Source organism: Paraliomyxa miuraensis (assembly GCF_026337845.1).
In the GTDB taxonomy this organism is placed as follows: Bacteria; Myxococcota_A; Polyangia; order Nannocystales; family Nannocystaceae; genus Paraliomyxa; species Paraliomyxa miuraensis.
This window is the reverse complement of sequence record NZ_JAOVZF010000153.1, coordinates 1-25,105: the sequence shown is the minus strand read 5'-3', so window position 1 is coordinate 25,105 and position 25,105 is coordinate 1. Positions and strand designations below refer to the sequence as shown.

19 protein-coding genes are annotated in these 25,105 nt (G+C 67.4%); 12 read left to right on the top strand and 7 right to left on the bottom strand.

Features of this window, described 5'->3' with window-relative positions; all coding sequences use genetic code 11:
* The first annotated feature begins 77 nt into the window (after positions 1-77).
* Positions 78-2,960 (top strand): response regulator, encoded by a 2,883-nt coding sequence (locus OEB96_RS20790; protein WP_266218122.1) that lies wholly within the window; start codon positions 78-80, stop codon positions 2,958-2,960.
* 18 nt (positions 2,961-2,978) lie between these two features.
* Here OEB96_RS20790 and OEB96_RS20785 read toward each other — a convergent pair whose 3' ends face one another.
* Genes OEB96_RS20785 through OEB96_RS20775 form a run of 3 tightly spaced genes read right to left on the bottom strand, consistent with a single transcriptional unit; the run spans position 2,979 to position 9,911 of the window.
* Positions 2,979-4,616: a caspase family protein gene (locus OEB96_RS20785; RefSeq protein ID WP_266218121.1), complete on the bottom strand. Its 1,638-nt coding sequence runs from the start codon at positions 4,614-4,616 to the stop codon at positions 2,979-2,981.
* Positions 4,617-4,646: 30 nt separating this feature from the next.
* Positions 4,647-7,583, bottom strand: a complete 2,937-nt coding sequence (locus OEB96_RS20780; protein WP_266218120.1) for a hypothetical protein — start codon at positions 7,581-7,583, stop codon at positions 4,647-4,649.
* Positions 7,584-7,610: 27 nt separating this feature from the next.
* Positions 7,611-9,911 carry a hypothetical protein gene (locus OEB96_RS20775; protein WP_266218119.1) on the bottom strand — a complete coding sequence of 767 codons (2,301 nt, stop codon included), beginning with the start codon at positions 9,909-9,911 and terminating at the stop codon, positions 7,611-7,613.
* Positions 9,912-10,477: 566 nt separating this feature from the next.
* On the opposite strand from OEB96_RS20775, the gene OEB96_RS20770 reads away from it, so the two are divergent.
* The 8 genes from OEB96_RS20770 (at position 10,478) to OEB96_RS20735 (ending at position 18,338) form a co-directional block, all read left to right on the top strand.
* Positions 10,478-10,735 carry a hypothetical protein gene (locus OEB96_RS20770; protein ID WP_266218118.1) on the top strand — a complete coding sequence of 86 codons (258 nt, stop codon included), beginning with the start codon at positions 10,478-10,480 and terminating at the stop codon, positions 10,733-10,735.
* 2 nt (positions 10,736-10,737) lie between these two features.
* Positions 10,738-11,520: a hypothetical protein gene (locus tag OEB96_RS20765; protein ID WP_266218117.1), complete on the top strand. Its 783-nt coding sequence runs from the start codon at positions 10,738-10,740 to the stop codon at positions 11,518-11,520.
* Positions 11,474-12,046, top strand: a complete 573-nt coding sequence (locus OEB96_RS20760; RefSeq protein WP_266218116.1) for a hypothetical protein — start codon at positions 11,474-11,476, stop codon at positions 12,044-12,046. The genes OEB96_RS20765 and OEB96_RS20760 overlap by 47 nt, the downstream gene beginning before the upstream one ends.
* A gap of 115 nt (positions 12,047-12,161) precedes the next feature.
* On the top strand, positions 12,162-13,895 hold the full coding sequence (locus OEB96_RS20755; protein WP_266218115.1) for an IgGFc-binding protein: 1,734 nt from the start codon (positions 12,162-12,164) through the stop codon (positions 13,893-13,895).
* A gap of 126 nt (positions 13,896-14,021) precedes the next feature.
* On the top strand, positions 14,022-15,323 hold the full coding sequence (locus OEB96_RS20750; protein WP_266218114.1) for a hypothetical protein: 1,302 nt from the start codon (positions 14,022-14,024) through the stop codon (positions 15,321-15,323).
* Positions 15,324-15,325: 2 nt separating this feature from the next.
* Entirely contained in the window at positions 15,326-16,399 is a 1,074-nt protein-coding gene (locus OEB96_RS20745) for a hypothetical protein (RefSeq protein ID WP_266218113.1), read from the top strand.
* 185 nt (positions 16,400-16,584) lie between these two features.
* Positions 16,585-17,640 carry an alpha/beta fold hydrolase gene (locus OEB96_RS20740; RefSeq protein ID WP_266218111.1) on the top strand — a complete coding sequence of 352 codons (1,056 nt, stop codon included), beginning with the start codon at positions 16,585-16,587 and terminating at the stop codon, positions 17,638-17,640.
* Positions 17,637-18,338 carry a hypothetical protein gene (locus OEB96_RS20735; protein WP_266218109.1) on the top strand — a complete coding sequence of 234 codons (702 nt, stop codon included), beginning with the start codon at positions 17,637-17,639 and terminating at the stop codon, positions 18,336-18,338. The genes OEB96_RS20740 and OEB96_RS20735 overlap by 4 nt, the downstream gene beginning before the upstream one ends.
* Positions 18,339-18,434: 96 nt before the next feature.
* Here OEB96_RS20735 and OEB96_RS20730 read toward each other — a convergent pair whose 3' ends face one another.
* From OEB96_RS20730 to OEB96_RS20720, 3 genes are all read right to left on the bottom strand, one after another.
* The gene (locus tag OEB96_RS20730) at positions 18,435-19,097 is read right to left on the bottom strand and encodes an MYXO-CTERM sorting domain-containing protein (RefSeq protein WP_266218108.1); all 663 of its coding nucleotides are present in this window, start codon (positions 19,095-19,097) and stop codon (positions 18,435-18,437) included.
* 167 nt (positions 19,098-19,264) lie between these two features.
* Positions 19,265-19,675 carry an alpha/beta hydrolase family protein gene (locus tag OEB96_RS20725; protein ID WP_266218107.1) on the bottom strand — a complete coding sequence of 137 codons (411 nt, stop codon included), beginning with the start codon at positions 19,673-19,675 and terminating at the stop codon, positions 19,265-19,267.
* On the bottom strand, positions 19,647-19,910 hold the full coding sequence (locus OEB96_RS20720; RefSeq protein ID WP_266218106.1) for a hypothetical protein: 264 nt from the start codon (positions 19,908-19,910) through the stop codon (positions 19,647-19,649). Before OEB96_RS20720 ends, OEB96_RS20725 begins: the two co-directional genes overlap by 29 nt.
* Before the next feature lie 222 nt (positions 19,911-20,132).
* Here OEB96_RS20720 and OEB96_RS46675 point away from each other — a divergent pair, with 222 nt between their 5' ends.
* Together OEB96_RS46675 and OEB96_RS20715 are read left to right on the top strand one after the other, a co-directional pair.
* Positions 20,133-20,300: an MYXO-CTERM sorting domain-containing protein gene (locus OEB96_RS46675; protein ID WP_407674666.1), complete on the top strand. Its 168-nt coding sequence runs from the start codon at positions 20,133-20,135 to the stop codon at positions 20,298-20,300.
* Positions 20,297-20,908 carry a hypothetical protein gene (locus OEB96_RS20715; protein WP_266218105.1) on the top strand — a complete coding sequence of 204 codons (612 nt, stop codon included), beginning with the start codon at positions 20,297-20,299 and terminating at the stop codon, positions 20,906-20,908. The genes OEB96_RS46675 and OEB96_RS20715 overlap by 4 nt, the downstream gene beginning before the upstream one ends.
* 317 nt (positions 20,909-21,225) lie before the next feature.
* Here OEB96_RS20715 and OEB96_RS20710 read toward each other — a convergent pair whose 3' ends face one another.
* Positions 21,226-23,349 (bottom strand): S9 family peptidase, encoded by a 2,124-nt coding sequence (locus tag OEB96_RS20710; RefSeq protein ID WP_266218104.1) that lies wholly within the window; start codon positions 23,347-23,349, stop codon positions 21,226-21,228.
* A gap of 281 nt (positions 23,350-23,630) precedes the next feature.
* On the opposite strand from OEB96_RS20710, the gene OEB96_RS20705 reads away from it, so the two are divergent.
* The coding region (locus OEB96_RS20705; protein WP_266218103.1) for a hypothetical protein at positions 23,631-25,105 on the top strand (1,475 nt) is incomplete at its 3' end.

The window sequence follows — 25,105 nt, the reverse complement described above, 5'->3', positions numbered from 1 at the left end:
GAAAGGCCTACGCGCCGAAAGGCGCCATATCGCTACCATGGAAGGCGCGCGCGACCTCCGAGCAGGGCGCCTCGCTCATGCGCGCGCCCGAGGCGAAGACCTCGGCCACGTGCGCGCGGATCTCGAGGCCGACCTCGACCTCGACGAGCCCCGTACACCCCGCACCCGAGCAAGCACGACTCGCGAGTGACCAACCCTCCGGGTCGATCGGCCAGAAGTGTCATTCGTCGCCGCACGCAATCGACGAGCGTTGCGATTCCGAGGCCTCATTGTTAATGTGGTGCTCGAAGTGGTGTTGCGATGCGCGGGCTCCGGCCCCTGCGAGGTGCGAGATCGTGCTGCTCCAGCAGCAGGGTAGGTCTTCTGCGGTCGCGGTGCCGGAGCCGAGGGCCTTCGTGCAACAGCTTGCGTCCATTCCCACGACCGCTCAGCAACTCGAACTCTGGGAGCGCTTCACCCATGTGAAGGCTCGGCGGTTCATCTACGGCTTCCTCGCAACGGCCTCCTTCGCGGTGGTACCACTCGAGCTCGCCATGGGCGATCTCCCGCCGGCCGTGAACGCCGCCCTGGCCGGCCTCGTGCACGTCATGGGGTATCGCATGGCGGACTCGCGATACCGCAACCTGATGGGCTTGGTCGTGCTGCTGCTCATCAACGTCGCCGTGTTCGTGGCGGCCGCCCATCACGAGGCATCATTCGCGGTGTATCACAGCCTGATGCTGTGCCTGACGTTCGTGCTCATCGACCGCACGCACGTCGTCAAGCACTGGATCTCCGTCGGGTTCGCGATAGTGCTGCTGACCCTCGAATCGCTGCTGTGGCCCGCCTACGGAAGCTCCTGGATCAACACACTGACCATCGGCCTCGCGCACCTGGCCATGGGGATCGCCACCCTGGCGGTGATGATGTGGTTCACCCGCACCCGCCACGACATGGTGAGGATGGCGAACCGAGCCAACGTGGCCAAGAGCAACTTCCTCGCCAACATGAGCCATGAGATCCGCACGCCCATGAACGGAGTCATGGGCATGCTCGGCCTGCTGCGGGACACCCCCCTGGCGGAGATGCAGCGCGACTACCTGGACACGGCAGTGTCCTCGTCGGAGGCGCTCTTGAGCCTCGTCGACGACATCCTCGACCTGTCTCGCGTGGAGGCAGGGCAGCTGGAGCTCGAGTTGCTTCCGCTGGATCTGCGGGTGGTGCTCGAAGACGCACTCGACGGTCTGGCCCCGCTGGCCGCCACCAAGGGCGTCGAGCTGATGATGCGCTACCTGTCCGACACCCCGAGCCGAGTGGAGGGCGATGCCGCGCGATTGCGCCAAGTGATGGTCAACCTGGCCGGCAACGCGGTGAAGTTCACCGAGCGAGGGCACGTGCTGATCACGGTGGACTACGATCGGACCGTAGAGCCACCGTGCTTCGTCATCGCAGTGGAGGACACCGGCCCCGGGATCCCGAGAGACCAGCAGCCCCTGGTATTCGAGAAGTTCCATCAAGTCGATGCCTCGTCGACCCGCGCGCACATGGGGACGGGGCTCGGGCTTGCGATCACGGCCGAGCTCGTGGGGCGCATGGGCGGTGGGATCGAGCTCCTCAGCGAGGTGGGACGCGGCAGCGTGTTCACCGTGCGGCTGCCGCTGCCGCTGCAGCACGAGCAGGAGGGCGCACGACCGCTGCCCCGCGCCGAGCTCGGCAATCTCCGCGTGCTCGTGGTGGACGACCATCCGGTCAATCGCCGCATCCTGGACGAGCAGCTCTGCCGCTGGGGAATGCGGGTGAGCTGCGCGGCGGGAGCCCACGAAGGCCTGCAGATGCTGCAGCAAGCCGAGCACGACCGAGAGCCGTTCGACCTCGCCTTGCTCGACTACCAGATGCCGCACCTCGACGGCATCGGACTGGCCCGGCGTTCGATCGCCACGCTCGAGCGGCCGCCGAAGCTCGTGCTGCTGACCTCGCTGAGCAAGGAGCTGAATGCATTCGCCATCGCGAGCGCCGGCTTTCGCGGGTATTTGGTCAAGCCGCTGCACATGGCGGACCTATGGGACGTCTTGACCCTGGTGTGGGCACAACGAGACAGTGGAACGCACCGTCTCATCACCCGTCAGACCGCGCAGCACCAGCAGTCGCTCGAGGCCCAAGTGCCACGGCAGGGCCGGGTGTGCGTGCTGGTGGTGGAGGACAATCCGATCAATCTCCAGGTGGCGTCGCGGAACCTGGAGAAGCTGGGCTGCGACGTACGTGCTGCCAAGAACGGTGCAGAAGCGGTGGCCATGCTGCAGCAGCATGAAGTGGCCGTGGTGTTCATGGACATCCAAATGCCGGTGATGGACGGATTCGAGGCCACACGGGTGATTCGCAGCCAGGAGGTCGACACGGGAAGGCACATCCCGATCGTGGCGATGACCGCCCATGCGATGGCAGGCTACCGGGAGCAGTGTCTGCAAGCTGGGATGGATGGCTACATCACCAAGCCCCTGCGGTTGGCCGACATGGGCCGAGCGCTCAGCCGCTGGGTTCGCGACGTCGACGAGAGCGAGCCGAGCGAGCCTTCCGAGACCTCGGCTGCGTTCGAGCCCCAACCTGCCTCCGCCGCGCTCGCCGCCCCCTCGCCCGGGGAGCTCGACTCGCCGGTGCTCGACCAGGCGCAGCTCGACGAGGCGAGCGGCGGTGATCCGGACATGCAGCGAGAGTTGTTGGACATGCTGCTCGAGGGCGGGGGAACCAACGTAGACCACGCCACCGAGGCGCTGCGCGACGGGGACGAGGAGCGGGTGCGCCGCTCGCTTCACTCGCTCAAGGGCGCGGCGGCAACCGTGGGCGCGGCACGCCTGGCCCAGGCATGCCGACGGTCAGAAGGCCTTGGCATGGAGCAGCTCGCTGCAACCGTCGAGGAAGCACGCGCGCAGCTGGCCGCGCTACGCGAGCTCATCCGCAGCCGACCCGACTCCACACGCACCTGACGCTCGTCTCCACGCGGCTCAGTACCCCGCGATCTGCACGTACGGCGCGCTCGCGACGTCATGGTCCTCCGTCGAGAGCGCGTAGTTCTCCCAACCCGTCTCGCTCGTGGTCGTACCGACGCGATAGTAGAGCGCGGTCTCGGGCTGCAGCCGCCTCCAAGCCGCATCCGGCAGGGCGTAGCTGCTGCCGGTCAGCAGACCGCCGTCCTGCCAGGTTGCGTAGAACTTGTCCGCCGTACGCTCGGACTCCGGCACGTTGCCGTCGAGTAGCCGCGCCTCCGTCGCCACCTCGACGATGAAATACGGCGCGCCGACCGTATCGATCGTGAAGCTGGGTGGCGGGTCGGTGGAGGCGATGGACACGGGCCCCCGGATCGATGGACCACCGGGCGCAGCAGCGGCACCACTGATCTTGATGGAGGGCGCATTGGCATGTTGCTGGTCGGGCGTCGAGATCATGTAGTCGGCCCACCCTTGCGACATCGACGTGGAGCCCATGCGGTAGTAGAGCGCATCCGCCCACCTGAGCAGCTGCCACTTCTCGTCGGGGAGCGTGTACTCGATGCCCGTGAAATGCGAACTGTCCTGCCAGGACCCGTAGAAATTCTGGGAGGTGCGCCGATCCCTGGCGTTACCCGTGTCGAACAAAGTGGGGTCGCTGGTGATCTCGAAGACCCAGTAGCTGTTCGTGCCCGGGTTGACCCGGAACGACGGTGCCGGATCGCTGCGGGACAGGGCCACCGGCCCGGTCACCCACAGCGAGGATGCGACCGGCTCGTTCGACGCATTCGTGGTCACGGTGAACGGTCGCTGCTTCTCGAACACGGAATCGTCCCCGACCTTGACGTAGTTCGGAGTCTGCGAGACCGGCATCTGCGCGGCAATGGCCTTGTGGAAGGTCGGATGGTCGCCGTTGAAGCCCCCGTTGTGCCACGCATCCTTGAGCTTCTCCGTGAACAGGCCGTTGTCCGAGCCGTCGGCCGAGAGCTGATCGTCTTGACACCCGGAAATCAGGATCACGGACGCCTTCACCGTCTCCCTCACGCTGCGTCCGACCACGCGCTGCAGAGAATCGTAGAGTGACTTCGACTTCGCATACGCGTGCGCCGTGGCCTCGGCCGGCAGGAAGCGGAACCTGATCGTCGCTGGCGATGCACCGCCGACCGCTCGCGGGAGGCCGCGGAACTGGCCCTCGAAGCTCTTCGAGCGCATCAGCTCCCGCGTCTGCACCATGCGAGCGACCGTGCCGCTGTGGCAGCTGTCCGAGAGCACGAAGATGCGTACGCCTGCCTCGAACTGGGCCCAGAGCGAGTAGAGCTCGTCGTCGAGGAGCATGCGGTCGTAGAGGCACCAGGTCTCGTCCTGGCCGTCTGGTTCGTCCCCGTTCGTGTCGGGCACCTGGCTGCCATGGCCGGAGTACGTGATCAGCAGGATGTCGCCCGCGCGCAGACTGTGCGCCGCCCCGGAGATCGCCCGGATCACGGCCTCGGACGTGGCGCCCTCGTCGGTCATGAGCCACGTCTGGAAGCCCTGCGCGACCGCGAGGGCCTGCATGTCCCGCGCGTCGTTGATGCAGCCGTAGAGTTCGTTGCCCGGACCGTAGTGATCGACGTCGATATTGTTCAGCCCGATGTGGATTGAGATGCCCTGTGCCATGATCCCTCTCTCCTCGTGTTCGGCTCGAAATCAGCGAATCAGCGCCCACGTCAGGCTCACCACGTTGCCGCGCTCCACCAGCGGCCATGGAAGCCACGCCGTCGTGGCGGTCGTGCCGTCGGTCATCGTCTTGGTCACCGCGAACTCCAGCACGGGGCTCCCGAGATAGATCGTGAGCGGCAGTACGAAGTCGAGCGCAGCGACGGGCGTGCTCTCCAGTAACACCAGCTCCTGTACATGATCGGCGCCGCGCAGGCGCGCCTGCAGCGACATCGTGGCCAGTCCGTGATTCGCATGATTGACGAGATTCACGAATGCCACGTTGGTGTGGATGTCCTCGACGAAGCTGCGGATCTCCGTCAGCGTCGTCGCGTCTCCCGGCGCCATCGTGATCACCGGCGTCGCATGCACGACGCCCGCGGGAATGCTCACCTCGAGCGAAGCGGCCGCATCCAGCCGCTGCTCCACGCGTACCGTCTCGATGCGTGCATCCGCGGACTCGACGACGAGATCGCTCACGTTCACCGCCCTCTCGATGCGGTTGGTCAGCGTGGCACGCATGGACTGGAGCTCGACCTCGACTGGTCCACCGGGCGCCGGACCCACGACGCGGTTCAGGTCCAGCGCCAGCACGCACTCGAGGGCACTCCCATCGGGCAGCCGGTACCGTACGCTTCCCGTCACGCCGGAGGTCTGCAACATCGCCTGCAGTTGCGGCATCGCGTCGAGGCCCGTGCCGAGCGTCACCTGGAACGAATCGAACAACCTGACCACACGCACGTCGATGCCGAGACTCGACGGCAGCGACCATGCATATTCGAACACGGCGTCGATCTCGTTGATCAGGGTGACGATGGGCTCCCGTGCGAGCGACGCCAGCGATCGCATCAAGCCGCGGCGCTTGCTCGGTGAGATGTCTGGTATCAACGAGGCCAGCACGGCGCATCGGTTGTTCTCCGGCACGTCGGGGTCGAGCGTCGAATAGACCAGGATCGACGGCCGGTAGGCACGCTCCACGTCGTCGGCCCCAAAGCGCGCGATGCTCCACCGCACCGGTACGAGCAAGAATCGCCCGGGTTGCTGCAGCGATCGCCAGACGCTGAATTCCGGATCATCCAGTGCATCGATCCGCAGGTACTGACGATACTCGGTCTGGCCCAGCTGCAGCGCGTCGCGGCAGCCGATGGCAACCGAGCCTGCATCCGTGTCCTCCTGCACGTAGAGCGAACCGAGCGTGGCGCACGGCACCAGGGTGGTCTGCGAGGCGTCTCGACCCAGCCGCTGGATGCCGTAGCGCCAGCGCCCGACGAATTCCGGGAGTGCGATCGATTGGGTCAGCTCGGGCCGAATGGCGAACATGGGCGCGGCGATCCGTGTATCGATGGACTGCGCCCCGTCCCGCTCGCGTGTGAAGCGAAGCACCTCGTGGGGAGTGCGGTAGCTGAGCCCTCGGGCGTCGAGATAGGCCGAGCCGGGCGGCACGCCGCCGCGGGCCTGCACCATCGACACCGGCGTGAGCGCTTGCTTGAGCTCGAACGAGAGCTCGAGGTTGCTGTCGCTCAGCGGTACGTATGCCTCGTAGGTGTATGCGACGCTCAGTGTCGCCGGCCGGTTCTGGAACCCGGGCGTCGATAGTGCGCCATAGGCCAGCCGCACCCAGTCGTCGAGGAGGCTGACCTCCGCGACGATCGTGTCCCCCTCCGTGGTGACGGTGGCCGGGAATGCCTCGGTGAGCGTGGAGCCCGTCTGGTCGCGGAACGGCACCGCCAGAGCGACTGACAGGCTCCCGAGCTCCACCGGTCTCGCGCTCGGCTTGCCCGCGCCTTCCCAGGCCGAGCGGGTCTCGTCGCTCATCCGCGAGCGCAGGCGAAACCGGATCCGCGCTTCGAAGCCCGGTGCTCCGGACATCGTGTGTCCCACCGTGCGAAACGAGAACAGGAACGAGCTCGCGTCCGCACCGATGTCGGGGGCCGGCGCCTCGACCAGGAACACCGGCGCATACCACCACAGGCTCGCATCGATGCGATCGGTCCACAGGGGTGCTGCCGGGTCGTCCACGACGGGCAACGAGCGCTCGGCCAGCGGAGCATCCGTCTGCGTCGCAATCACCAGATCGTCCAGCGCCCAGTGATGGATCCAGGACGAGTCGATGCGGGTGGGCTGAACGGTGGCGTCCATCAGCAGGGTGTGCGCATCCACTGCCGTCATCGCGTTCGGCCTGGCCGCCGCGCTCAACGCCAGCACCGACGTTCCCACGCGAGCGAGCGAGGTCGCCCCCTGCGCGCGGACCGGACGAGCTCCACGGGCAGGCCGTTGAACGACGCGCATCGGCACCGGAGCCAGCACGCCCCCGGCGTCCGGCCCAACGAGGTGGATGAACGCGGACGAATCCTGCCCCTCGAGGCACCCGCGGAACAGCTCGTCGAGACCCGCCGCGATCTCGAGCACGGCCTGGCCGCTTCCACCGGGAGATGCGACCCCCACCGCGTGCTCGATGGCACACCGAAGGCGGAGACCCGTCGGCCCGCCGCGAATGGCCTCCAGCACCGAGAGCGCGGCCTCGCGTCCCAACATGACGGACACGGCCGCCGTCGCCCCCGGTCCGAAGGCCTCGACATGCTGCAGCTCCGCGCCCTCGTACCACAGCGAGAATCTCGCGGCCCGTACGAACAGCGGTCGCATGGATCCGTGCAGCCCCTCGGCGGTCGCGGCACCGGGCAGGGCGAGCGTCGCGGTGAAGGCGAGCATTCCCTGGGTGACCAGCGCGGTGATCGAGGGCTCGTCGATCGACGGCTGCCTCGACAGCACCAACGTGAGGCTCAGCTTCGGTCGCGCCATCGCGTCCCTGGCCAGTAGCGGGCGCGCGGGCACGGCAACGACGTGATCGGCATCCTCCCGCACCAGGAGCGGGACCGAGTCGGCCCCGCTCCCCAGCGGGCGTTGCGTCCAACCCTGTGGGGTCTGCATGCTCGCGCTCCGCTCGGCTCGCACTTCCTACTCGGACTTCCCGGAGCTGCCGCTCCCGGACTTGGGCTGCGGCCGCAACGGTGACCACGACGCTTCCTCGGTCGTGGGCGCCGACACGAGCTCGCGCGTCCTGGTCGCGGGCGTCGAGGTCGTCGTCGTGGCTGGGCCGCTTCCCGGCGGCTCGATGGACCAGCCATCCACACGCAGCGGCGGCGTGCCGATGCCTCGCGGGGGCGTCGCCGGCGGCGCCGTCCTGCCCGCGGGTGGACGACCGATGCTGGGCCTCGCCTCGGCCGCGGGCTGCGACGGCGTCATCGGGATGACGAGCTCGCGCGTCGTCACCCCCTGCTCTTCCGGCGTCGGCACCGAGACCATGAGCGGTCCGTTGCCGCTCGCTTCCTGCCACGGCCCGATCCACTCCTTGCCCTTGGTGAAGATGCCGCCCTTCACCAGCACGCGAACCTGGTACTTGAACTTCGGCAGATGGTCCGGGTCGCCCGTGAACACCATCCAGTACCGGGGCTCGTTCTGGTCCGCGAACCGCCAGCTGAATCTCACGGGGGCGCGGTCGCGACCTTCGAGCGTCTTGCCCTCGGCCTGGAACGTCACCTCGACGATCTGCTTGTCGTTCTCGAGATCGGTGTTGAGGAAGATCGGACCGCAATTGATCGCGCCCACGTTGTCGACGCGCACCTCGAGGTTGAGGTCGCTCAGCGGCACACCGTTGTCACCGGGATCGAGCTCCACCACGTTTTTCTCGACGGACACGCGGACGAACGGGTTCTCGGCCTCGCTCGGCGGCTCGCTGAAGTGCACGGTGCGCTTGACGAACGTCCTGTCGGGCTCCCAGCCTGCAGGAGGGTTGGTGACCTCGTCCTTCTTCTTGAACGCGGTCCCCATGCTCCAGCTCGCATCCGGCGGATCCGAGGGCTGGAACACGTGGCCGGTCCACTGTAGGGCGCCGTTCTTGTCCGGATAGCCGATCTGGGCCGACAGGAACGCCACGGGCTCGCCGACCCACTTCCTCGCGGGGTCCGGCCAGTTGACCACCGGCTTGACGACGCGGCTGACCTTGCGCTCCCAGTCGCCGAGATCCACCGTCATGAAGTACTTGCTCTCGGCCGCCGGATCGGCCTCGAGTTGGTCGTAGAGTCCCTCGAGCTGCCCCGAGATCGGCACGAGCTGCAGGTACCCGACCTGACGCTTCTCGTGATAGTAGAACGAGGCATCCACGCGATCGCGACGCAGCTTCACGGCACCACCCCCGCCCAGACCCAAGAAGCCGCTGCTCGCCTGCGCCGCCTCCTGCTTGAAGGGAGCTGGCTCGAAGATCATCTTCTGTGCCTGCTCCATGAACTTCTGGAACACGAGGTCCGATCGCTTCTCCATCGCCTCCGTCAGCTTGTCGGCGTTCGGAAGCGCCGAGTCGACCCGGATCTTGACGTCGATGACGTTGTTCACGCGCATCGAGTTGAACTCGGCCTTCAGATCGGCCGACCAGAACCATCCGCCCGCATGCACCGCGGCAGAGAAGTGATCCTGAATACGTGACCAATCGCCGGAGATCTCGACCTCGCAGTACGGACTCCACACCTTCACCTGCAGGAATTGCGACACGGTGATCGGCGAATTCGAGCCATGGAAGCTGCCGTAGATGATGGCGGCCGGATAGCTGCCGACGAGGCCGGAGAACGCGTTCTCGGCGAACGGAGTCACCGATCCGGGCCCCTTGCCCTCGAGGTTGCAGTACCACGCATCGAGGTTCGAGGTCCGCGCGGCCCGATGCGTCGGGAACGTGCGCGGCGAGACGACGAGCGGTGGCCGCTGTCCCACTCGGACGAGCGGTGCACGGCTCGGCGGGCCACCTGCCGGGGTGGGGGCACCGCCCGCCGCGGGTGTCGTCGTCGGCATCGAGCCGTCGGGAAGCGGTGCGATCGGCGTGATCGACACCGTGTTCGACACGATGGGCGCCGGCCGGAACATCGGCGTTGCACCGGATCGCCAGCCCCAGTAGTGATCGTCATTGCCGCGGAATCGTTCGATCAACTCGCTCTCGGCTTCCTTCAGAACGTCTGGTGGTGGCGCGGACGTGGTCGAGAGGCCGACGAGCGCGCCCGCGACTTCCTGCGTGCCAGTGACGCCCACGTTCGTGCTCTCGTTGCGAACGCCGACGAAGTGCAGGAACGAGAATTTGTAGTCGCCATTGTCCTTTTGCGCCAATCGCACCGTGTTCGGCAACCAGTGATACACCGGCGGCTTTCCCTCGCGTTGTAGCGCGTCGTTGTTGGCATCGGGCAGGAACAGCAACGGATACCCACGCTTCGTCACCAGTTGAAATCCCGCCGCAAAGATGGGGCCAATGGCATCCGTCATGAATCGTTCTCCTGTGATCCGGGCAGGCGCAGGCACGAGTCGAACCCGTTCGGCTCCACACCACCTCGCGCATCTCGACCGCTCCCATGTTCCTCTGGCTCGCAACCGAGGGCGCGTCAAACGACCCCATGCGGTCGATCACCTGGGCGCAACGAACGAACACGAGCCGCGAGTTCGAGAGGCCCAGCGGAATTCCGTTTCATCGAGATCACGGGCCGATCTCGTTGCGCTCGACGACGCCATCGGACGGACACGGGGCGACGTGTCCGCCGGGTGCGGCTCGCACTCATTGGGGTTGGAGGGCGGAAGGCCCGCCTCCGGCGAGCGTGCCGCGGCCTCACGGGGTGCTGGCACCGGAATCGAAGCCGCACGCCAGTCCGGACGGCTGACACGGTCAGCACCGTCCCGCATGTCTGGCACGTGAGGACCTACACACCAGACTCCGGGTCCTCCCCAATTGTCCACCCTCTGGTGAGGGCTATGCCGAGGCCATGCCTCCTCCCCCACACTCCCAAGTCTCCATGTTCAGCGTCCTTCTGGTCTGTGCCATCGCATGGGCCGCTGCCGGCAACGAAGCGGCTGCGGTCTCCTTGAATGCGACCTACCACGAGGACACGGACAGCTGCACCCCTCCCACCAAGGACTGCGTGATCATCAAGGTTCCCGACGAGTCCACCCCCACGGTGTCGGTTTCCTGTAGCTTCATCAAGGAGCACTCGGAGGCCGACCTCGCGCGCATGGGTGCCAAGCAGTGGGTCGTGAACGGACCCTGCGAGTAGACATGCGCGCGGCCGAGTTCCTCGTTGGATCCCTTGCTTGTCTTGGGTCCTTCCTGACGTCCTTCGAGCAACGTGCGCCGTTCGAGTTGCCCGTCCGTTCGCTCTCGCCACCGGTCGGAGACTCACCCGTATCACTGGAGTGGTCCGCGCCTCGCAGACCCGGCGACCTCCAACGGTGGCGAGAGTCGAGCCAGATCCAGAGCACCGAACCACGCGCTCGTACGCTCGAAGGCGACTGGTCCTGGCTCGACACCGCAGCGCTCCTGCAAGACCCATACTTCGTCGCGGAGCAACGGCGAGCATGCGATGCCACGCATGGCGCGGCGATCGAGGGTCGGTGCTGGTACACGTTCCACTACGTCCTTGCCCAGGTCGATGACGGTCACGGCAAGGTCGTCCACGTGAAGGCCGAGCTGCGCGGTCGCGACGATTTCCCGGCCGCAGACGCAGCCAACGACCCTCATTGCCACGACTACGTCGGCTGCCTGGCCCGCGCCAGACTCGGAGCGACGATCCCCCTGCCTGCTGCGCCGACCGGCACCGAAGTCGCCATTCACGAGCACATGCAGTCGGCCTGGGGAGTTCCTTCTCTGTATGACCCCAAGCAAATTCCAGCCCTCATCGAGCTCTGGGACCGCACGAAGAGACGCCTGGCCCGGCAGGATGCCGCCGGTGAGATCCAAGATCCCAAATCCGCCCTTCATCACCGATTCATCACCTCGCTCGTCCCCTACCTCCATGAACACCTCCAACGAGTCGAGCAAGGCCAGGAGCAAGGCCCGTAGCAGCCTCCTCTTCGCCGGCCTCGTGGGTCTTTGCGGTGGACTTGCGCTTGCCTGGGCCTTTCGTCCCGAGCAGCATCTTCCCGCGTCGAGCTTGACCCTGCTGACGGGCAACTGGTGTGCAAGGAGTCAGCGCCTCGTCCAGCAGATCGAGCAGGACCCACGGCTCGCCCGGCGAGTCTCGATCCTCGACATCACGGAGCCCGGGCCCCATGACTGTGGCGCCGCCGCCGATGCGGTTCTCGAGCAAGCGCCATGGCTCCACGTGGTGAGCCGTGGATGGATCTGCAAGCGGCTGGCTCGTCATGCGGCACTGCTCCACGAGGATCACTTCACGGGCCTTCCCGCCTGGCTCGAGGGTGGTCGCCCCATCGCGGCGGAGAACGAGCAGGCGGTGCTCGCCCGGTTCGACCTGACGCTGTGCCCGGGACCCGTCCTCCTCGATGGCGAGCAGACCTGTCCCATCCCGGAGGAGAGCAGCAACCCATCGATCGATGCCGCGGAGCACGGCCAAGACATCGGCTTCTAGCCTTGACCATCTGGCCGTTCTGGGCGATCTGCCCAAGCGCCGAGCGAATTGCACAATCTCGTTTCCCCGCGCTCATCGCTCGGAAGGATCGCGACGACGCGGTGTCCGACTGCACATGGGATCGATCTCGGGACGCGCGGGATGGGGGTGCTCGATCGTGCTGGCGGCTTGCACGGCCGCGGGCGGAAGCGAGGGCTCGGACGGTAGCTTCGGAACCGGGGAACCCACGCCCCCCGGCTCGGAGAGCACGGCCGACGGCGGCTCGTCGGAGGGCGGCTCGACCACGAGTCCGGGGTGCGCGTGCGAGCCCGGGGCGATCGGCGGGTGCGATGGCGACGACGTGCTCGTGTGCGCCGAGGACTGCAGCGACTGGCAGCCCCAGAGCTGCGCTCCGTTCGGCACCTGCGTGGACGGAGCCTGCATGGGCGTGGCCTGCCAGCCGGGCGAGACCGTGTGCAGCGACGACGGGGCCGTGCTCACCTGCGCCGACGATGGAGCGGGCTTTGGCCCCCCCAGCCCTTGCGGGCCCGCCGAGGGCTGCTTGGCCGGCGCCTGCCAGACGCTGTGCGAGCTGGCGACCGCGGCCCCGAGCTCCGTGGGATGCTCGTTCCTCGCGCTCAAGATGGACAACTACTACGCGGGCGTGGCCGATGCGCTGGTGGTGGGCAATCCCTCCGAGGCGCTGACGGCCACCGTGCAGCTCTACGAGAGCCCCGGTGGCATCGAGACGCCGGTGGGTGCCATGGTCATGCTCGCCCCGGGCGAGGTCGTGCAGCTCGAGCTCGACGGCGAGGAGTTCGATGCGGAGTCGGCCCTGCGCACGGGCGGCTCGTTCCGCGTCGAGTCCGACATCCCGGTGGTCGCCTACCAGCACTCGCCGATCGGCGGCCAGGCCACCAACGACGCCAGCATGCTCCTGCCCGAGCACGCGCTGGCGCAGGAGCACGTGATCGCCTCGTATCCCGGCTCGTACTATGCCGGGCACCTCTCCTACTTCGACGTGATCGCCACCGTCGACGGCACCACCGTGACCTGGGTGAGCCCGGTCGCCACGCTCGCGGGCGACGGCGTGGCCGCGGTGCCCGCGGGAGGGATGGGCATGGTGACGCTCGATCGCCACGACACGCTGCAGGTCGCGGCCGCGTTCGGGGTCGACGTCTCGGGCACGATCGTGGTGGCCGACCACCCGGTGTGGGTCATGGGAGCGTCGGCCTGCCCCAGCGTTCCGGTGGGCGCCAACACCTGCGATCACATCGAGGAGCAGATGCTCCCCATCACCTACTGGGGGCAGACCTACGTGGCCGCGCATGCGCCGACCCGCGGCTCGGAGGACTACCACTGGCGGATCTTCGCCGGCGAGGACGGCGTGCAGATCACCACCACCCCCGACCAGACCGGCGGTCCCGTGGTGGTCGACCGGGGGCAGTGGGTCGAGCTGATCACCACCGAGAGCTTCGTCATCGAGGCCGATGGACCCGTGCTGCCGGTGCAGTACCTCGAGTCGCAGAACCAGGGGGCGGGTACCGGCGATCCCGCGATGATCCAGCTCGTGCCGGCCGAGCAGTTCCTCGACCGCTATGCGTTCGCCACCGGCACCGACTATGACGTGCACTACGTGCAGGTGACGCGCCCGATCGGTGGCCCCGCGGTGCGAGTCGATGGCACGATGGTCGAGGGCTTCTCGGCCGTGGGCGCGGGGTACGAGGTCGCCGACTGGGAGATCGGCGAGGGCAGCCACGTGGCCGAGAGCGACGGACCCTTCGGGATCGTGAGCGTCGGCTACACCACCATCACGTCCTACGGGTATCCCGGCGGCATGCGCCTGATGGCGCTCAACCCGGAGGGGTAGGGTTCCATCGCGACCACAATCGTCGGGTAGCCGCGCCGGCTGGTCGAGCGCCTCGAGGCGCCGGGTGATCCATGAATCCGCGAAGCCGTGGTTGCGACGTGTCGCCACCGGCGAATCCTCGCCGGCATGCTCAACGATCGATTGCCTGCTGCCTGGTCTCTGTTTCCGCTCCTCGGCATTGTCTCGTGTGGCGATCCGACGCCCAGCGATCAGGAGTTCGAATCACTGTCCGGCAGTGCGACCGACGGCGGGGGCGAGGGCACGGGCAACCAGCCCGACGAGGGGGTCGACGAAACGGGAGCAGGGCCGACACCCGTCGACGACTACTGCCTCTTCGACCCGCAGGCCGATAGACATGGGTACCGTTACCAATGCGGCGGTCTCGTGTCGGTCGACGTCGTGGTCGAGCATGCGTTCGAGGGCTCCCCGGAGACGGCGTTCCTCGATTTCGATTTTGGCCCCATCGCGGACGGCGACAGCTACAGCGACCCGCTCGTGATGGCGTGCTGTCCGTTGTGGGATCCCAGCTCGCCCAACTGCGCCCAGCCGCACGAGCGCGCGTGCTGGATCGACGTCATCGAGCAGGGCTGCAGTTCGATGGTCGACGAGATCGAGATGTTCGCCCACGACACGTTCCCCGGCGTGCTCAACACCGCCAAGCGTAACGCGGTCCTGAAGGTCGCCGAATACGTCGCAGAGAACCAGGGCGCCTGCATCGCGGCCTTCCGCGACGACACCGATATCGCCTCGACGCTGCAGGAATGCGACGCAGATGACAACGGGAGCTTCGACTTTGGCGACATGCTCGAAACCGGCATGTGGACCTTCGATCCCCCAGGGGCGGTGCAGAACGTCGAGATCTCGGTGCACTCCGCATGGATATCGAAGATCTATCCGATCGGCGCCGACGAGCCTGCGCCGATGACCTGCTCGTCGGCGGACGAGAACGACGCGACGCGATTCGTCGAGGTCGACCCGCCTCCCGAGGCCGTGGTGTTGGGCCTTGCGTCCGGTGGCGCGTCGCTGGTCGGGCCCGCCGCGGATGGATTCTCCGCGCTCGACACGACGAGCACCCTCGCGATCACGAGCGGCGCGCTCGAGAACCTCGCGCTGCACTCGGGCGGCACGACGATCGTCGCGCATGGTATGACGATCCCCGTCGACGGTCTCCACTTGCAGCTTCGGGAGCGGGCGCCCGCCGTCGCGGAGGGGGCGACGTTGACGATCGCACCGGGCGCCGCCCGATTCGGCGCTGGTGTTTCGGCCCTAGGGGAGAGCCGCCACCGCTGGGTGACGAACGCGACGCCGATCGTCGTGACGCACGATGCAGATGGGTGGGCCTCTTCGGGGTTCGAGATCAAGGAAACGGTCGACGGCGAACCTTGGACAATTGCCATTGCTCCCGCGCGGTGGCATGGGGAGGGGTGATCATGACGCGTGCCCTCCTTTTGTGTGTCGTGTGCGCCGGGGCGTGTTCCCCCGGCGAGGAGCTCCCGCCGATCGTGTGGAGCGGAGACCATCTCGACTTCGCACCGGTCGCACACGACGTCGAGCTGTGCGCCGGCACGCTCCCCTACATGGATCGATACCTGGCTCTCGCCGGTGCTGCGATGGATCTCCCGATCGGCCGCACGACCTACGTGCTCTACCCGGAAGGGGGGTCGAATCCGTGCGATTTCGATGCCTATGCCTGCGAGGTCGAGGGCACGATCTACACGCGCCGCGCTCCGCATGAGCACGAGCTCATCCACGCCGTACGAGGCGAGACCCGGTTCCGCTTCTTCGAAGAGGGTGCTGCACAGGCCTTCGGCGGCGACGATGAGGTGAACCCCGATCGCCTCGTCGCTTTGGGAACCCTGCGCGACGGGATCGAGGCGAGCGCCGACGGGCCGCTCCCGGATCCGTGGTACCCACGCGCGGGGCACTTCTTCTCGTATCTCCACCGCTACCACGGGCCCGACGTCACCTCCGCGCTTCGTGAAGCCGCACCGATCGACGCGACCGCCGACGAGGCGATCGCTGCGCTCGAGGCCGCGACGGCGATGCGATTCGACGAGCTGGTCACCGACTACGAGAGCACCGAGCGGTTCTGCGATCGGGCGCGCCTCTATCGGTACCCGCTGTTCCCGTGCGACGCTCCCGAGGCACTGCGCCCACGATGCGACGGCGACGTGGCGATTCCCGTCGAGGTCTCGCTCGGTTGCGACGCCGCGACGGCGCTCGGTCCGCGCGACGGCAAGGTGTTCGGCTACGTCGCGATCGACATCCCTGCCGATGGCCGCTACCGGATCACGGCCGCTCCGAGCGAGGGCTATCGCGGCTCGGTGGAGTTCAAGCAATGTGCGCTGGGGTGCCAGTCGCACTTCGTCGGGGCCCCATACCATGAGCTCGACCATGATCTCCATCTGCGCGCCGGCCGGTACTCCCTCCGATTCACGCGCTTTGCCGATGCGACCGAGATCTCGCGAATGGCGGTGACGATTGCCGGCGACGATTGCCGGTGACGTCCCGTTGCCCGGAGGCTCACGCCTCGTCGACGACCTCACGGGCGCAAACCAGCCGGGCTCGCCTCGATCGGCGCGCAGTCACCCTACACTCGAGACCAAGCGCCACGAGCTGCGCGACACGCGGGTGCCACCTCCCCTCGGTTGCGGTGACAGATCGCTAGAGCGGCGGTGTTCGACGGGCGATGACCGACGTTGCCCCCGGAGCCGGGCTCGCGAGCGTCCGCACCGGGATCGCTCTGCTCGTCCCTGGATGCCCCGCGGGTCCGGTGCTCGTGTCGATGCTCGCCGGGCTCGTCGCGGGCTGCGAGCTGCTCGATCCATCCGCGCCGGACACCCTCGTGCCGGGCACCGTCGACGAGGACGACACCCTGCCGTTCATCGACCTGAACGGGAGCCGCTTCCACGTGCGTACGTTCGGAGACCCGGACGATCCAGTGATCGTGTTCCTGCACGGTGGCCCCGGCAGCTCGCTCTTCGGGTTGCTGCCGTACCACGAGGTCTACGACGGCCATGGCCTCGCCGAGGATCACTTCCTGGTGTTCTGGGACCAGCGCGGCGCAGGTTTGTCGCGGCGACACGATCCGAGCGACGTCACCTGGGACCTCTACCTCGAGGATCTGCACGCGCTCGTCGAGCACTACTCTCCGGAGGCGAAGGTCGACTTGGTCGCGTTCTCGTTTGGTGGGACCTACGCGGCGGCCTATGTCGATCGCTACCCCGAGGATGTCGACGGTCTGGTGCTGATCTCCCCCGCCCCGCTCAGCGGGGCGCTGTACGCCAAGGCCGACTTCATCGGGAGCGGCCTGTGGGAGGGCACCGCCGACGTGCTGTGGAGTCACCAGATCTTCGCGCAGGACGACCATGCTCGCATGGACTATTTGCTGGCGGCATCGATGCTGGACGCGCTCCATCCCGGGTTTCACATCGACCCGGCCCGGATCCCGGAGTATCGGCGCTTCGGCGCGGTCTGCCAGTCGGCGCTCTACGCCGAGCTGAGGCTGATCCCGCCGAACGATCCGCCCGTCTTCAACTTCACGGGGGGCCTGCGTCGCCTGCCGCGTCCCGTGCTCGGCTTCGCTGGCGCTGACGACGAGCTGTTTACCGAGGCGTTCGAGCGCGAGCAGCTCGGGTACTTCGCCGAGCACGAGCTCGTGGTCGTCCCCGGCTACGGACACGACGTTGCATTCGCCTACGCGGAGGTCCAGCCGCGCATCGTCGAGTATCTGGAGGGCTCGTGATCGGGTGGCGCAGGGCGGGGCCCGGACTGGCGCTGGTGGTGACGCTGTCGTCGGCCGGCGGAGCCGCGGCTGCGCCTGCAGGGCTGGAGCACGAGCGCATCGTTCATCGGGTCTCGGCGCTCGGTGGCCTCGATGCCGCGCCCGTCGTGGGTGTGGGCTACGACCTGCGGATCGTCGACGTGCGGCCCGGCCACGACCTCGACGTCTTCGTCGATCATCGGATCCCGCTCCCAGGCTTCGACCTCGCCGACTTCCGCACGGACCTCGGCGGCGAGGTGGATGTACTGCGGCGCGGCCTCCTGCGCTGGACGCTGCGTTCCTCGGTGGGGCTCGTGCGACAGCGACGGGCGGCCTACGTCGCCCACGCCGTACAGGTGGGCGGGGGCACGAGGCTCGGCGTGTACTGGAGGATCCCCGGCGTGCGACTCGACGTCGACTGGGACCCCAACGTCGCGACCCACCTGGCCCAGTCCGCGGCGACGCGACGCTTCAACCCCGAGGCGCAGGACGGGTGGTACTCGAGCCTCGGCATGGCCTACCGACTCGGGGCGGCCGTCGTCGCTTCGGTGAACCGCTTCGACATCGAGCTCCACGGAGGCTTCCGCTCGACGACACGCACGTCGCTCTTCGCCGCGCGCGGCTGGCTCGTCTCCTATATCCCATTCTACGTGGGGTTGCGAGCCTCCTGCAGATTCTGAGTGGAATTTCCCCGAAAAAAGGGGTCCGTCTGGATCCGCCACGACTCAACCCCGTTTGGGTCGTAATTCGTGGTCGCGGGTGACTGGGAGGGCAGATCACGGACATCTACGCAGACCGAGCAGGCCCAAGAACACGAGCACCATCGTCCACCCCCGGTCGGACGGTGCAGTGGAACACCCGCAGCCCGGTTCTTCGCCGTCGAAGTGCGTCGCGTCGACGTCGTAGACCGCCGTCCACGCGGAGCCACTGTAGTCGAAGTCCAGGAGCACCTGCTGGCGATCCGCGGGGACGGTGACCACTGGATCTTCGATGATGGCCGAGCCGTCACCGCCCCCCCAGTCACGGGAGAAGACGTAGATACCGGGCCTTACCACCTCGAGGGGAACACCGGGACACAGCGCACCACCTCGGGTGGACTTGCCGTCGATCTCGTCGATGTGAGCCTGTACCGCGTCCGTGGGGGTGATCGTCGAATCGAGCGCATAGAACTTCGCAAGGCTCTTGTCGTCTCCTTCAACCTTCAGGAGAACGCCCTCGCCGTCCTGGGACACCGTGCTGTCCATCTCCCGAATCTCACCGAGACCAACTGGATCCTCTGTGGCCGTGCCGTCCCGTGTGATCTCCCGAAACGTCAGCTCGAAGATCTCCGGTTGATACGTGATGCACGTTGTCGCACCGGCGTTGCCGGTCGCAAACACAGCAATCGCACCGCAGATCAACAACCCCAGCGGGGCGGGGACGCGCAGGAGACTCGACATCACGAACCCATTGAGTATATCCCCCCTCGAGCGAAAAGTCAGTCGGGCGACACCATCCCCCAAACAGATAGTACGCCAGACACGCCCTGCCGCAGGGCGCCCCCGCTCCCGACGCCCCGATGCTCGCGCTGCCGGAAGAGTATGCGCTCGTGCAAGCCGGACGCAGCCTAGTTGCGTCCCCCACCCTCGGCCGGCAGCCCGGGCAGCCACCGTCTCCCGGCCTCGATCACCATCGACGACGCCGCGAGCTCCGCTTCGTCGATCGGCTCGTACCCACCGCCGAGGTGCACCGAGAGGAACGTCTCGGCGATCGCGAAGAACGCCTGATTGTTCTCGGGGCGTTCGAACCCGTGCCCCTCGTCGGGGAACACGACATAGCCGACGGGGATCCCCTTGGCCTTCATCGCAGCGACGATCTGATCCGACTCGGACTTCCTCACGCGCTGCTCATTGGCCCCCTGACCAATGAGCAGCGGCTTGGTGATCCTCGCCGCGTGGGTGAGCGGTGAGACCTCGAGGAGCGCCTGCTTGCCCTCGGGCGTGCGCGGGTCACCGACCCGCTCGTAGAACATGCTCATCCCCGGCCGCCGGGCTCACCTGCACGGCAGTGTGCTCGGGATTGCCGAAGATCACCGCGCGCGGACTGAGGTCGCTCCCGGGCTCGGCGACAACATCTGCCGCAGGCTCGCCCGCACCCGCGGCCGGGCTCGCGCTCGCCTCGGGCACCTCGGCGGTCTTGGCGACGCAGCCGCCAGCGACGAACACCGCCAGGAGTCCCACACACGCCAGCGCTCGCATCACCGTCGACGACAACAGCTCGCGAGCGCCTCAGGTGGGAATGATGGCGAAACCCACTCGATCGATCGGGCTTGGCCAGTTGCGGCCAGCGAGCACGGGCAGGCGCTACGGCCGGCGTGAAATGTGTGAAGTGATCGAATCGACGGCTCGGTGTTGCACGGGTTCCCCGGGGTGTCAGCCCGGAAAGCGTGGGTAATGGTCGATCTGCGGTGATGGTCGCGTGCGTGCTGGCCGGTTGTGTGGCCGAGGAGCCAGCCGAGGAAGGGCGCGGCCGAGACCGAAACCGCTGGCGTGGAGACGGATCCCAACGGCTGCGACTGCCGAGCCCGAGCCTCGCGCGGCGGCTGGCTACCCCTCGTCACGTTGTTCCTACTCGGCGCGAGGCGCCGAAGGAGAGCTACATGACTCCTCGCTCGATCACCACGCTCATCCTGTCGCTCATCTGGCCCGCCAGCTGCCAGTGCGCCGATTCAGTCCCCGTCGAGCTGGGCTCGGACGCCTCCTCGAGCTCGACCGGCGAGTCATCCGCCTCGGGCAGCGGGAGTGGCGGGAGCAGCGGCGACCCCTTCGACGCCTCGCGCTGGATCGGTCGCTATCACGCGGAGAATCCCTACCTTGTCTTCGGCGAACGAGGTGATCCGCTCGGCACCCCCGTTCTCTTCAACTTCGAGATCCTGCCCAACGGGATGGCAACGAGCTTCTATGATAGTTGCTCGCTCGCCGCAGGCATCAGCTCCACTTACGAGTGGACCCCTGGGGAGGATGGATGGCTCGAGTTGCAACCTGGCGTCGGCCAGAGCTCGCTGCACTTCTTTGCCAACATGGGCGTCGAGCACCTTCGCGTGCAGCTCATCGAGCCATGTCGAGAGCTGAGGTTCGAGGTCGATGGAGAGCTCAGCACGTTCTTCACCTTCCTTCCCGGCGAGTCGTGCTGGGTCGACCGCTGCACCACACCCGGGATCATGCAGGTCGACTACTGCGACGGCGAAGAGCCGGAGGAGGCATGCCAGTGATGGAGAGCTGCATGACCCCTCGTTCACTCACCCCGCTCCTCCTGGCGCTCGTCTCACCCGTCGGTTGCCAGTGCGCCGACACGGACCTCGTCGAGCTGAGTTCCGACGTCTCCTCGGGTTCGCCTGACAGGCTGCATGACCCCGTGCTCGATCACCTCACTCCCGCCGCGGTACCACCACCGGCAAGGCCAGCGCGCTGCCGGACTCGAACGACTACGCCCTGCCGCACGGCGCCCCCGCTCCCGACGCTTCGATGCCCGCACTACCGGAAGAGTAGGCGCTCGTGCCGGCCAGGCCGGGCCAAGGCCAGGCCAAATTCACTCGCGTCCCCCACCCTCGGCCGGCAGCCCGGGCAGCCACCGTCTCCCGGCCTCGATCACCATCGACGACGCCGCGAGCTCCGCCTCGTCGATCGGCTGATACCCACCGCCGAGGTGCACCGAGAGGAACGCCTCGGCGATCGCGAAGAACGCCTGATTGTTCTCGGGGCGCTCGAACCCGTGCCCCTCGTCGGGGAACACGACGTAGCCGACGGGGATCCCATTGGCCTTCATCGCGGCGACGATCTGATCCGACTCGGACTTCCTCACGCGCGGATCGTTGGCCCCCTGACCAATGAGCAGCGGCTTGGTGATCCTCGCCGCGTGGGTGAGCGGTGAGACCTCGAGGAGCGCCTGCTTGCCCTCGGGCGTGCGCGGGTCACCGACCCGCTCGTAGAACATGCTCATCCCCGGTCGCCAGTACGGCGGGAGCTGCTCGAACAGCGTCACCAGGCTCGAGGGACCCACGATGTCGACCCCACACGCAAATGCATCGGGCGTGAGCGTGAGCCCCACCAGCGTCGCGTATCCGCCGTAGCTCATGCCCCCGATGCACACCCGATCCTTCTCGGCGATGCCGTGCTCGACCGCCCACGCCACGGCGTCGAGCAGATCATCGTGCATCTCCTTGCCCCATTGCCCGTTGCCCGCGTTCGTGAACGCCTTGCCGAAGCCGGTGGACCCGCGGTAGTTGACCGAGAGCACGGCGTAGCCGCGATTGGCGAGCAGCTGGTGGAGGTCGTAGAAGCGCCAGCGGTCGCGAACCCACGGGCCGCCGTGCACGAGCAGCACCATCGGCGTACGCCGCTCGGGCTTCCCGTCGCCGTCGGGATCCGCATGCTCGGGCAGGCTCAGGTAGCTCACCAGCGGCAGCCCGTCGCGGGCGTCGATCGTGACGGCATGCATCGGCACGAGCGCGTGCCGATCGAGCGCGGGCCGCTCCGCGAACAGGAACTCGCCCTCCTGCGTCCGCCGATCCCAGCGGTAGAACCGGTCCGAGCGCACGTCGCTCTCGAATCCGACGATCCAGGTCTGGTCGTCGAGCGTGCGCGAAGTGACGTAGGGGAAGCCGGAGTCGAGCCCTGCGAGCGCGTCGAAGTCCTCCGCGACGCGCGGATCGAGCACGACCCAGCGCGGCTCCTCGCGATCGACCACGATCGCCTGCACCGTCGCCTCCGTCGGGTGCACGAGCACCCTGGGGCCGAGCCCGAACCAGGGATGGAGCCAGGGCTCGAGGTCGGCTCGCTCGTCGGCGTGAACGAGGCGCTTGGTCTTGGTCTTCGCGTCCACGAGCACCAGTGCGGCGGTGTCGCGCCCTCGGCTGTCGAACATGTAGTAGGAGCGCCCGGTCGCGTCGAAGCCGAGCATGCCGGTGCTGCCCGTGTCCTCCGCAGGGATCTCGTCGTAGTGTCGCCAGCCGTTGCCGCGCTTCACCATCCACACGAGCGCGCCGGTCTCCGTCATCGTCTGGGCCAAGCGCACCTCGAGGTCGTGGTCGACGATCCAGCCCGTGAACTTCCGATCGTTGCGCGCCACCAGCCGCCGCTGCCCGGTCGCGAGGTCGATCGCATGGAGGTCGAACACCCCGGGATCGCGATCGTTGAGCCCAACCAGCATCGTGTCCGGCTTGCGGGACGAGAGCCACGGACCCTGGGCACGCACCCCGTCGATCGGAGTCAGATCGACGACCTCGCCGGTCTCCACCGCGACGCGGTACCAGTGGAAGTTCTCGTCGCCGTCCTCGTCCTGCTCGTAGACGAGGTGCTTGCCATCGAACGTCCACTCCATGAGGGTGATCGGCCGCGTCTTCGCGGCGGTGACGGGCCTGCCCTTGGCGAGATCGCCGGCCGGTGCCACCCACACGTTGAGCACGCCGTCGCGAGGCGCCAGCCACGAGATCCACTTGCCGTCCGGGCTCACCTGCACGGCAGTGCGCTCGGGATTGCCGAAGATCACCGCGCGCGGGATGAGCTCGCTTTGGGCCTCGGCGACCGCATCTTCAGCAGGCTCGCCCGCCCCCGCGACCGGGCTCGCGCTCGCCTCGGGTGGGGCGGCCGTCTTGGCGACGCAGCCGCTCGCGACGAACACCATCAGCAGTCCCACACACGCCAGTGCTCGCATCACCGTCGATGATAACAGCCCATCGGAGCCGCTTCGATCGGGCTCGACTCATTGCGGCCAGCGAGCACGGACAGGCGCTGCGGCCGGCGTGAATTGTGTGAAGTGATCGAAATCGACGCCTCCGTGTTGCACGGGTTCCCCGGGGTGTCAGCCCGGGTGACGTGGGTAATGGTCGATCTGCGGTGATGGTCGCGTGCGTGCTGGCCGGTTGCGTGGACGAGGAGCTGGCGGATGAACGTCGAGAGGGACGCTCGAGCACGGTCATCGAACGGCTGGATTCGGTGACTCCTCGGGTCGAGCGGGCGAACGAAGACTGCGATGGAACACCGCTGCCCGCCTGCGAGGGGCCGTTCACCGGAGCTGCGTGCGATCTACCGTGTTCGTTCGCGCCGCCTGGTCTCGATCCGCTCGACTGCGGGATCGATCGTACCTGCCACTCCGACGGCAGCACGTACGGCCTCGCCGCGCGCAACGCCGTCTTGTATCCCGCATCGGCCGATGATCCCGACGAGGCGATCCAGGCGAATTTCGAGGCGTGGATCGTCGAGCACCCCGCGGATCTCGGTCTCTCTGCGGGACTGACGGCGGATGATCTCGAGCTCCACCGCATGAGCGACTTTCGCTCGTCGGCCGGAGCGCTGACGATCGTTCGCTTCTCGCAGACGTACCGCGGGATCCCGGTGCTGGCGCCGGATGGGATCGTGACGCTGGTCTACGGGCCGGAGGGAGCCGTGTCGATCACGGGCGCGATCATCGATGGGCGCACGCCGTACGAGCACGCGGAGGCCCGGGTCCATGCCGCCAAGGCGATTCACTCGATGAAGGTCCACGCGGGCGCGCAGCTGAACGAGGCATCCGCACAAGGGCTGGAGGTCGTGCACGCCACGCCCGTGGCGATGCCCATGACGCAGGCGATCGGCTGGGCGGGCTTCGTGCGACGGCCCCAGGGGTCGATGCTGGCGCGGGTGATCGTGGACGCGGATCCGACGTTCCCGGGGGCGGTGCAGCCGCTCCTGAGCCTGCGGGAGCTGGCCGTGTCCGGGCTCCCGGACACGCAGGGGATCACGGTGCGCACGGTGGACGGCGGCGGCGATTTCGTGTCGCCGGAGTACACCGACCTGGACGTGCTGACGACCGGGACGGCGCTGTTGGGATCGGTGGAGGACGCGACGCTGGAGATCCAGCTCGCAACGGAGCGGGTGGTACTGCTGGCGCTCGGCGGGGAGTCGATGAAGGGCCAGAGTCTGGTCGCCCACGCCGCGCGTGTGCTCGAGGCCACCGGTACCTTCGCGGAGAACACCGAGCCGGAGCTCGCCGCTCAGTCGGCGTATCACCTGGTGCAGAGCTGGTACGACTTCATCGACGGCTTCATGACCGATCCGGTGACGGGGTCCAAACGCTGGCACTCGGCGAATCTGGTGTACTCGAACGGGATGTACCCGAGCGACACGCCGCCGGGGACGTACTCACCGCGGGTGCTCGTGTTCTCGAACACGAGCTCGGCCGACTGTTCGTTCTTGGGGGTGGCCTGCGCGGAGCCGTCCGACTACTTGGTCGGAGATGAGCCAGTCTTGACCTTCCCCGAGCTCGCCCATGTCCCCATGGGCGCTTCCAACCAGGAGACGACCGGCAGCATGATCCTCCCCGGCGAAGGGACCAGCCCGATCACCTCCGCCCACGAGTTCGGCCACATCGTCGACCTCTTCACGGGCGGTGGCATCACCGCAAAATTCACCCCCGACTGCGGCGACCTGTG